The organism is Microbacterium sp., assembly GCF_052102115.1.
In the GTDB taxonomy this organism is placed as follows: domain Bacteria; phylum Actinomycetota; class Actinomycetes; order Actinomycetales; family Microbacteriaceae; genus Microbacterium.
The window spans coordinates 1-9,682 of record NZ_JBQDVP010000072.1 but is presented as its reverse complement, the minus strand read 5'-3'; the positions used below and the strand labels follow the sequence as shown (position 1 = coordinate 9,682).

Sequence of the window (9,682 nt, the reverse complement as noted above, 5' to 3'; positions counted from 1 at the left end):
CCACTATGCGGGACTCAACTCGGCGTTCCTTCACCGAGGCCCCATCCGTCGCCCGCGAGTCAATCATTGACCGGCAGGGTGGCACGCGTAATGCCGTCGAGCAGCGTGTCGAGTGCCCACCGGTTCCGTTCGTCGGGGGTTCCCTGTGTGAATGCCGCAGTGTTGAACGCGGCGAGTGCCGGGTGACGCTCGTGGTCGGCTGAGGCAAGCGTCGCGGTGAGCTCATCGACCTCTTGGCCGGTGCCGGAAGCTCGGGCGGCCCATTCTGCCGCAGTGACGCTTGCGTGCTGGAGGAGGAGGTCGATGCCCCACGCAGCGGATTTCTCGTCGGCTCCTGCGGATTGCAGAAGTCGCAGGAGCAGGTCGACCAGGCTGAGGTAGTGGGGGCCGTCGGGCCATACGAATATTGCGGAACGGGCGAGGTTTCCGTGAGCGGTGAGCAGGTTGATGTAGCCACCGATCACCCGGTGAAGACGTTCACGCCAGGGTTCCGTGCCGTCCCACGCGAGGTCAAGGTCGGCGAGCAGGCCGTCGATCAGGAGAGCATGCAGCACGGTGACGTTCTTCACGTAGACGTAGAGCGAGGCCGGGCCGGTATCGAGTTCGGCGGCAACTCGCCGGATCGTCAGTTTCTCAGCGCCATCGCGCTCGAGTACGCGGAGCGCGGCATTGACGATCGCACTCCGTGAGAGTGCCGGCTTCGCGGGTCGTTCACGTCTGCTGATCGGGGTACGAGTCGTCATGGCATCCATTCTACCAACCTGCGAACTTGATCGTGACGAACATGTTCGGTACGATCATGTTCGTACCTGAGATCGGAGTTCCTATGACCACTACTGTTGGGGCGCCGCCCCTGTCTTCGCGAGCCATGTGGCTCACTTTGATCGTCGTCGTTCTCGCGGATGCGATGGACCTGATGGATGCCACGATCGCGAACGTCGCCGCGCCGTCGATCGTGAGAGAACTCGGTGTGAGCGAGAACGTGATCCCGTGGCTCGGAGCGTCGTATGCGCTTGCGCTGGGCTCACTGCTCGTCCTCGGTGGGCGCATCGGGGACAAGTTCGGTCAGCGTCGCACGTTCCTCACCGGACTGATCGGTTTCATCCTCGGCTCCGCGCTCGCAGGCTTCGCGCCCTCCGCGGGGGTATTGATCGCCGCTCGCGTGGTGCAAGGGGCGTTCGGCGCTCTGCTGATTCCGCAGGGGATGGCGATCATGGCGGCGACGTTCCCGAAGCCTGTGCTGCGGAAGGCGTTCGCAGTATTCGCGCCGATGCTCGGCGTGTTCGCGGTCGCAGGACCGATCCTGGGCGGCCTCCTCATCGATGCGAACCTGCTCGGGCTGGGATGGCGACCGATCTTCCTCGTCAACATCGTCCTCGGCGGTGTCGCCCTCATCCTTGCCTTCCGCCATCTGCCCACCGTCCCCGCGCACCGCTCGACGCGCATCGATCTGATCGGCAGCATCCTGCTCGCCCTCGCCCTGTTCGGTCTCTTGTTCGGACTCGTCACCGGTTCCTCCGACGGCTGGAGTGGACTCACGATCAGCAGTGCGATCGCCGGAGTATTGCTCCTGGTGCTGTTCGGCTGGCGGCAGGCTCGAGCGGACGAACCGCTCCTTCCCCGCAGTCTGCTCGCCAACCGCGGCTTCACCTCCGGCCTCATCGTCGGTCTCTGCGTTTTCGCGAGCTTCAGCGGCCTGATGTACGTCATCAGCCTGTTCTTCCAGCTCGGCCTCGGTTACACCCCGACCGAGACATCGCTGAATCTGATTCCGCTCACCATCGGCATCATGGCCGGCTCCGGAATCGCGAACGCCCTCATCGTGAAGCTCGGCAGGCGACTCGTGCTCATCGGGATGCTCACCACCATCCTCGGCACGGGCATCCTGCTCCTCGTCGTCCTCGAGTCGGGGATGCAGGTGACCTGGTGGCAGAACCTCATCGCCACCAGCATCATCGGGATCGCCGCAGGAATCTGCTTCAACTCGGTCTTCAACACCGCCCTCGGCAACCTGAAGCCCGAAGAAGCAGGCTCCGCGAGCGGCTCGCTCGGCGCCATTCAGCAGATCGCCAACGGTATGGGCTCTGCGCTCGTGACCACGGTCTTCATCGGGACTCTCTCACGTGGCACCGAAACCGCGATGATTATTACCCTCGTCGTGATCCTCGCCGTTGCCGCGCTCTGTCTCCTCGCCGTACCGCTCCTCCCGCGCACCGCGGTCGCCATCGAAGAGTAGCGTTCACCCGGCCGCGCGGCGTCGGCGCGAATCGACAGTGTCCGGTTCGCCGCCGGGATTCGCCGCGTGCTCGAAGCGCTGTCGATCACGGAGACAGTCATCGCAAACCATCGCAAACCGAGCCAGTATCGTGGATGTCAGCGACGAAACCGGTTCTGACCGGCCCGCCACCAGCACCAGAGGGAAGACGACTATGACGCAGCAGACCATTCTCGAGCCGGACGGCCGTGCCATCCCGTACATCGAGGAGGGCGAAGGACCGGTCTCACTGGTGCTGATCTCCGGGCGCGCGCTCAGCGGCGACGGTCTCGCCGTGGTGGCGCACTACCTCACCGAGGAGGCCGGCTTCCATGTCGTTCGAGTCGGTCCCCGTGCCGAATCCGCCGCTCAGGATCGCGCGGAGACGTTGCGTGAGCGTGCTGAGGATGCCGTCGCGGTCATCAACCACCTCGGGCTTGAGCACACCTGGATCGGCGGCCATGCCTTCGGCGGCACCGCCGCGCGGATCTTCGCTGCAGAGCACACCGACCGCGTCAATGGACTGCTGCTGCTCGGCGTCGAGGGCGACGAGATCCCCCTGGCACCGGCGATCCCGGTGCTCATCGTGCAGGCGACCGACGATGAGACCACACCATCCGACAACGCTGAGGCCCTGCAAGCCACCGCCCCGGAGCGCGCCAGCATCAAGACCGTCAACGGCGCCGATCATCTGTTCCCGGCGACGCACCCGATCGAAACCGCAGTCATCGTCGAGGAGTACCTCGACTGGGACTGACTGCCGCTCGCTGTCACGCCGACGTATCGGGCCGGCGCCGCCCCGACTTCGTCTCCGACCGACGGCGCTTTCCGTCCAGACGACGACGCTGCGAACCTCTCGTCGGCCGGGTCTGACGACGAACGGATGCCGGGGCCAGCGCCGACCGAAGCAGATCCGCGAGCCGCTCCCGCGCCGCCAGGCGGTTGTGTCGCTGCGAGCGGTGCTCAGAGGCCGTGATGGTCAGGACAGTTCCCACCAGACGCGTGCTGAGCCGGTCGAGGGCGCGTGCGCGCTGAACATCATCGAGTGCCGTCGTGGTCGCGAGATCGAGGCTGAGCTGCACGCGCGAATCCGCGGTGTTCACGCCCTGGCCGCCCGGCCCCGACGCGCGGGAGAACAGCTCGACGAGCTCGGCCGCCGACACCCGCAGGCCGCGGGGCACGCCCGGCCCGGGCGGTACGCGCAGATCGTCCACGGGCTCACCGCGACCGACGGCCGAAGCGGTGGACGCTCATCCGGCGCGCTGACCCGGGTGCGATCCCTCGGCGATCTCCTCGATCGTCTTGGCGTTGAACGCCGGGAGGTCATCCGGCGTCCGGCTGGAGACGAGGCCCTCGTCGACGACGACCTCCTCGTCGACCCAGGTCGCCCCGGCGTTGAGCAGATCGGTGCGAAGGCTCGGGTAGCTGGTGAGCGTTCGTCCACGCACGACATCGGCTTCGATCAGGATCCATGATCCGTGACAGATCACCGCGACGGGCTTGTGCGCCTCGAAGAACGCCTTCGCGAACGCGACGGCACCCCGATCCATCCGCAGGTGATCCGCGTTGACGACGCCACCGGGCAGCACGAGCGCGTCGAACGCCGATGCGTCAGCGCCGGCGACTGCCTGATCGACATCCTGAACATGGCCCTTCTTGCCCGTGACGTTCTTATCGGCGGGGGAGACGAGCTGCGCCTGCGCGCCCGCATCTGTCACTGCGCTCCAGGGGCTCGTCAGTTCACTGTCCTCAAACCCGTCGGTGAGCAGGAAAGCCACCTTCTTGCCGTCAAGTGCTGTCATGATCTTCTCCTCGTCTTCTGAATGCGAAGAGGGTGGGATGCCGCGGCACCCCACCCTCTCGTACATCTCACATCGTCAAGCCGGCTGCGGCAGGATCGTGAAGCTCACAGCTCCCTGCTCGTCCACGCCCGCGTCGAGCACCTTGTCGGACAGCGCGTCGGCGGCGGTATCTTCGAGGAAGACCCGGCTCTCCGGTCCCTCGACGACGACATCAGCGGGCTCAGGGGTGGGAACGACGTGAACGGCGAAACGTGCTTCGCCGTTAGGCCCCTGCCCCTCCGCGGTCTGGATGCGCAGCCCCGCCTCTGCACCGGCATCCTCTCGGCCGACGATCGTGGTGACGACGGCATCTGCATTCTCGGTCAGGGTGAGCACAGCGCTCTCCTTCCGTGTTGCGGACACACTCCGGACAGAGCATGTCCGGGCCACGATTCCGCACTTGGCCGATGTCTTCAACCTGAGTGTCGGGATTAGGAGGAATCTCTCAACTCGCGTCCTCTTCCCGCAGCCGCGGCTCGCTGCGCAGCTCGGGGCGAAAGCCCGCCTTGTCGGCGTAGAACGCACGGACGCGGTCCATGTCTGCGCGGACGTCGCCGGTGAGCTCGAACGTCGGTCCCACACCGGTGGTCATGGTGGTGCGATCGACGAAACACAGCGTCACCGGCATCCCCGCGTCCCGAGCGATGCGGTAGAAACCCGACTTCCAGTAGTCGTTCTTTCCGCGGGTGCCATCGGGGGTCACCACGAGGCCGAACACCTCGCCACCGTGGATCTGCGCGACGACGTCCGAGACGACCCGGCTCGGATCGGAGCGGTCGACCGGGATGCCGCCGAGTCGGCGCATCACCGGACCGCGCCAGCCGGCGAACAGGCTCGCCTTGCCGAGCCAGCGGATTTCGACGCCGAGCCGCCAGGCGATCGCGAGCATGAGCACGAAGTCGACGTTCGAGGTGTGCGGCGCGCCGACCAGTACGGTCGGGCGATCGGGAACGGATTCGCCGGCGAGCTTCCAGCGGCTGACCGCCCAGAAGGCTCGGGCGATGAGGCGTCGAAGCATTCCTCAACCGTATGGCAGGGGGCATGCGCCGCCCGGCATGCGACGTCGCCTCAGGAGCGCGGCCGCGAGCGCGAGACCAGGATCGGCAGCGCGAGCCAGAGGCCGAAGACGACGACGACCCCGACGGCGAGGATGATCACTGCGACAGTGCGGTCCAGGGTGAAGTCGACGATGAGGGTCGTCACCCCGACGCTCAGGATGCCGACGACGACCAGGTCCGCCTTGACCATCAGCGATGCCATCTGCACGAGTTCGGGCTTGCGGCGTCGGCCGAACAGCCAGCGGTGCATCCCGACTGGCGCCAGAGCGATGATCGTCGCGAGGGCGGCCAGACCGACGAGGATCAGATAGAGGCCGACCTGCACCGGGTCGAGCTCGGTGAACCGCGGTTGGAACGCCACGGCGAGGAGGAAACCCGACAGCACCTGGGTACCGGTCTGCATGACGCGCAGCTCCTGCATGAGCTCTTCCCAATTGCGGTCGGCGCGCTCGTTGGCCGTCTCGTCGCGGCCGTCCTCGCGCAGTGCGTCATCGGCATCCCTGACCATGCTTCGATTCTTCACCATGCCCCGGATATTTGCCACGCGCCCCGGTTCTTCACCATGCGCCTCGGTGTGAAATCCGGCGTAGCATGGAGGCCATGTCCACTTCGCAGACCACTGACGTCCCCCAGGCTGATGCCGAGAAGGACGTGCAGCCACTGGCCGCGCCCGCCGGGCTCAACCTGTTGGGCGACGAGAACGCGGGCGGCTGCTGCGGCGGCTCTTGCGCCGTGCCGGGGGAGTAGCACTCACCCGCGGACGCGGGTCAGTGCCCTTCGGGGAACTCCGCGTCCACGTCATCCGCCGGCTTGCGGACGAACGAGCTCAGCGCGACCGCACCCAGCGAGACGATCGCTGCGATGAGGAACGCCATGCGTGCGCCCGGCGCACCGGCGAACGCCGTTTCGAGACCCTCCTGCTCACCGGCGTGCAGGATCGACGAGTACACCACCGTCAGCAGTGCGACACCAGCGGCGCCACCGACCTGCTGAATGGTGTTCAGCGCGGCGGAGCCGTGCGAGTACAGGTGGCGACGCAGTGACCCGAGCGACGACGAGAACAGCGGAGTGAACGACATCGACAGCCCCACGAACATGACGGTCTGGGCGATGACGAGCAGCCACCACGCGGTGTGCTCGTCGACCGTCGAATAGAAGAACAGTGCCGCCGAAACCATAATCGTGCCGGGCACGAGCAGGATGCGCGTGCCACGAGCGTCGTAGATGCGGCCCATCACCGGTCCCAGCAGTCCCATGAGGATGGACCCCGGCAGCAGGATGAGCCCCGACTGGAGCGCGTCGAGACCGACGACGTTCTGCAGATACTGCGGCAGCAGCACCAGCGTGCCGAACATCGACATGGCGACGATCGCCATCACGATCACGGCGATGGTGTAGTTGCGGCTGCGGAACACGCGCAGGTCGAGCAGTGCGTCGTCCACGCGCTGCAGGACGAGCTGACGCCAGACGAACAGCGCGAGCGCGATGCCTCCGACGACGAGCGAGACCACTCCGACGGTCGCTGCCCCTGACTCTCCCTCGCCGCCGAACTGGCTGAGGCCGTAGACGACCCCGCCGAAGCCGAATGCAGACAGCACGATCGAGAGCACGTCGATGGGAGCATCCGTCGTCTCGCCGAGGTTGGTCATCCACTTCGCGCCCATTGCCAGCGCGATGAGCGCGATCGGCAGCACGATGGCGAACAGCACGCGCCAGCTCGTGACGTTGAGCACGGCGCCGGCGAGCGTCGGCCCGATGGCCGGAGCGAGCGAGATGACCAGGCCGACCCGGCCCATCATGCGGCCGCGGGACTGCGGTGGCACGACGTTCATCATCGTCGTCATCAGCAGTGGCATCATGATGCCGGTGCCGCCGGCCTGGATCACCCGGCCGGCGAGCAGCACGGCGAAGCCGGGGGCGACCAGGCATACCAGGGTGCCCAGGGTGAACGCGCTCATCGCGGCGATGAAGACCTGCCGCGTGGTGAATCGTTGTAGGAGGAACCCTGTGGTGGGGATGACGATCGCCATCGTCAGCATGAACGCGCTCGTGAGCCATTGGCCCAGCTCCGGCGGGATGCCGAGGTCGGCGTTCAGATGGGGGATCGCGATGCCCATCGTCGTCTCATTGAGGATCGCGACGAACGCAGCGACCAGCAGCAACCAGATCACGCGCATGTCGGAAGGCGCGATGACGGGATGCTGTGGCTTCTGAGTCGGTACGGATCCGGTTGCAGTAGCGGCCAAAACGGCTCCTCAATTCAAGCGTGGCGGAGGGAAGGCCTGAGGCGGAACCGAGATCCGGCATCCGCTCGTGCGCGACGTTCCAGGATAACCCCCCGCTGCCGGGCCGCATTCCCTGCCGACCGGAATTTTTTCGTGCGGCATAGGCTGAGCGCATGAGCATGGGCGGCGGACGCGGTGGTGGTGGCGGGTTCCGCGGCGTGGATGAGGCCGCCCAGAAGAAGCTGAACGCACAAGCACCGAGGATCAGAGGTCTCGGCAAGCGCGTCGTCGCGCTGTTCCGCCCGTACCTCGGCCGGATCATCAGCACCGGCCTCCTCGTGATCGTGGGAGCTGCGGTCGCCGTGGTCCCGCCGCTGATTGTGCAGCGCATCTTCGACGACGCGCTCTTCCCCGTCGATGGCGGCGGTCCCGAGATCGGCCTGCTCATCCGTCTCGTCCTCATCATGGTCGGGCTCTTCCTGTTCTCATCCGCGCTCGGGGTCCTGCAGACCTGGCTGACCTCGACGGTCGGCAACCGGGTCACCGGCGACCTGCGGGTGCGCTTGTTCGAGCACCTGCAGGCGATGGAGCTCGGCTTCTTCACACGCACCAAGACCGGTGTCATCCAATCTCGCCTGCAGAACGATGTCGGCGGAGTGTCCGGCGTGCTCACGAACACGGTCACCAGCATCCTCGGCAACGTCGTCACGGTGATCGCCTCGCTCGTCGCGATGATCCTCATCGACTGGCGGCTGACGCTGATCGCCGTCGTGCTGATGCCGTTCCTCATCATCGTGCAGCGCAAGGTCGGGCAGGTGCGCGCGCGGATCGCGGGGGAGACGCAGGAGTCGCTCTCGGAGCTCACCGCCATCACGCAGGAGACGCTGAGCGTGTCGGGGATGCTGCTGTCGAAAGCGTTCAACCGGCAGCGCACGGAATCCGATCGCTACCAGTCCGAGAACCGCAACCAGGTGACGCTGCAGGTGCGCAGGGCGATGAGCGGGCAGGGGTTCTTCGCGGTCGTGCAGGTGCTGATGGCATCCGTCCCCGCCGTGATCTACCTCGTCGCGGGCTATCTCGTCGTCGGCGGTGAGGGTGCGATCACCGCCGGAACCGTCGTCGCCTTCACGACGGTGCAGGCGCGGCTGCTCCAGCCCCTGATGGGGCTCATGCGCGTCTCGCTCGACCTGCAGACCTCGTCGGCACTGTTCGCGCGCATCTTCGAGTACCTCGACCTCGTGCCCGAGATCGAGGACGCGCCCGGAGCGATCTCGGCCACGGCGGCACCCGGGCCGCGCGGACGGATCGAGTTCCAGGACGTCGTCTTCCGCTACCCGGATGCTGCGCCGGATGCCCGTCCGACGCTGCAGGGCGTCTCGTTCACCGCCGACCCCGGCCAGCACGTGGCCTTCGTCGGCCCATCGGGCGCGGGGAAGACGACCGTGCTCTACCTCGCACCGCGGTTGTACGAGGCGCACGGCGGTGCGGTGATGTTCGCCGGCGCCGACGTGCGCACCCTCACACAGGAATCGATCATCGACGATGTCGGGATCGTGTCGCAGGAGACGTACCTGTTCCACGCCACGATCCGTGAGAATCTGCTCTATGCGAAGCCCGGCGCGTCGGAGGATGAGCTGATTGCGGCCTGCCAGGCGGCGAACATCCACCACATCATCGCCGGTTTCGAGGCCGGTTACGACACGATTGTCGGCGAGCGCGGCTACCGGCTCTCGGGCGGCGAGAAGCAGCGGATCGCGATCGCCCGAGTGCTGCTGAAGGACCCGCCCGTGCTGCTGCTGGACGAAGCCACCAGCGCACTGGACACCGTCTCGGAGCGTGTCGTGCAGGAGGCGCTCGATGAAGCAGCGCGCGGGCGGACGGTCCTGTCGATCGCGCACCGGCTGTCGACAGTGATGGGGGCGGACGTCATCCACGTGTTGGACGCCGGGCATATCGTCGAGTCCGGCACGCACAGCGAGCTGCTCGCGCAGGGCGGTCTGTACGCTGAGCTCGCCGCGCAGCAGGTGGCGGCATCCCAGATCATGACGACCGAGGCCGAGATCGAAGATGCGGTGGGTGGCGGCCTCGCGGCGGCGTTCGTCGATCGACGGGCCGATCGCGCGCCGGACGGTTCTGTGGCCGAGGATGCCGTGAACACGCTCACCGCGTCGGTGCCCCTGCTGGATGGTCCCTCGGGAGACCAGCGGGTATACCCGGCCGAGGGGTGATCCGCTCAGTGCGCCGACATGCCGCCGTCGACGAACAGCGAATGGCCGGTGATGTACGCCGAGCCTGCTCCGGCGA

At 66.7% G+C, this 9,682-nt stretch carries 11 protein-coding genes; 4 read left to right on the top strand and 7 right to left on the bottom strand.

All coding sequences use genetic code 11. The features are described 5' to 3' along the window. Nucleotides 1–59: 59 nt before the first annotated feature. On the bottom strand, nucleotides 60–743 hold the full coding sequence (locus ACTICP_RS14780) for a TetR/AcrR family transcriptional regulator (RefSeq protein WP_441893669.1): 684 nt from the start codon (nucleotides 741–743) through the stop codon (nucleotides 60–62). 83 nt (nucleotides 744–826) lie between these two features. Between ACTICP_RS14780 and ACTICP_RS14775 the strand changes: the two genes are divergently transcribed. Further along, on the top strand, nucleotides 827–2,236 hold the full coding sequence (locus ACTICP_RS14775) for an MFS transporter (protein WP_441893667.1): 1,410 nt from the start codon (nucleotides 827–829) through the stop codon (nucleotides 2,234–2,236). Nucleotides 2,237–2,429: 193 nt separating this feature from the next. Continuing rightward, a complete protein-coding gene (locus tag ACTICP_RS14770; RefSeq protein WP_441893665.1) occupies nucleotides 2,430–3,011 on the top strand; it encodes an alpha/beta fold hydrolase in 582 nt (193 codons plus the stop codon). 13 nt (nucleotides 3,012–3,024) lie between these two features. Here ACTICP_RS14770 and arfB read toward each other — a convergent pair whose 3' ends face one another. From arfB to ACTICP_RS14745, 5 genes are all read right to left on the bottom strand, one after another. Beyond that, entirely contained in the window at nucleotides 3,025–3,468 is a 444-nt protein-coding gene (gene arfB / locus ACTICP_RS14765) for an alternative ribosome rescue aminoacyl-tRNA hydrolase ArfB (protein WP_441893663.1), read from the bottom strand. Between the two features lie 36 nt (nucleotides 3,469–3,504). Next, nucleotides 3,505–4,056 carry a type 1 glutamine amidotransferase domain-containing protein gene (locus tag ACTICP_RS14760; RefSeq protein ID WP_441893661.1) on the bottom strand — a complete coding sequence of 184 codons (552 nt, stop codon included), beginning with the start codon at nucleotides 4,054–4,056 and terminating at the stop codon, nucleotides 3,505–3,507. 75 nt (nucleotides 4,057–4,131) lie between these two features. Then, a complete protein-coding gene (locus ACTICP_RS14755) occupies nucleotides 4,132–4,431 on the bottom strand; it encodes a Fe-S cluster assembly protein HesB (protein WP_441893659.1) in 300 nt (99 codons plus the stop codon). A 109-nt stretch (nucleotides 4,432–4,540) separates the two neighbouring features. Further along, nucleotides 4,541–5,113 (bottom strand): 1-acyl-sn-glycerol-3-phosphate acyltransferase, encoded by a 573-nt coding sequence (locus tag ACTICP_RS14750; RefSeq protein ID WP_441893657.1) that lies wholly within the window; start codon nucleotides 5,111–5,113, stop codon nucleotides 4,541–4,543. A 50-nt stretch (nucleotides 5,114–5,163) separates the two neighbouring features. Beyond that, entirely contained in the window at nucleotides 5,164–5,661 is a 498-nt protein-coding gene (locus ACTICP_RS14745; protein WP_441893655.1) for a DUF6328 family protein, read from the bottom strand. Nucleotides 5,662–5,753: 92 nt separating this feature from the next. Between ACTICP_RS14745 and ACTICP_RS14740 the strand changes: the two genes are divergently transcribed. Further along, nucleotides 5,754–5,900: a hypothetical protein gene (locus ACTICP_RS14740; RefSeq protein WP_441893653.1), complete on the top strand. Its 147-nt coding sequence runs from the start codon at nucleotides 5,754–5,756 to the stop codon at nucleotides 5,898–5,900. A gap of 20 nt (nucleotides 5,901–5,920) precedes the next feature. Here ACTICP_RS14740 and ACTICP_RS14735 read toward each other — a convergent pair whose 3' ends face one another. Beyond that, entirely contained in the window at nucleotides 5,921–7,330 is a 1,410-nt protein-coding gene (locus ACTICP_RS14735) for an MDR family MFS transporter (RefSeq protein WP_441893673.1), read from the bottom strand. A gap of 227 nt (nucleotides 7,331–7,557) precedes the next feature. On the opposite strand from ACTICP_RS14735, the gene ACTICP_RS14730 reads away from it, so the two are divergent. Next, the gene (locus tag ACTICP_RS14730) at nucleotides 7,558–9,606 is read left to right on the top strand and encodes an ABC transporter ATP-binding protein (RefSeq protein WP_441893671.1); all 2,049 of its coding nucleotides are present in this window, start codon (nucleotides 7,558–7,560) and stop codon (nucleotides 9,604–9,606) included. The last annotated feature ends 76 nt before the right edge of the window (nucleotides 9,607–9,682 follow it).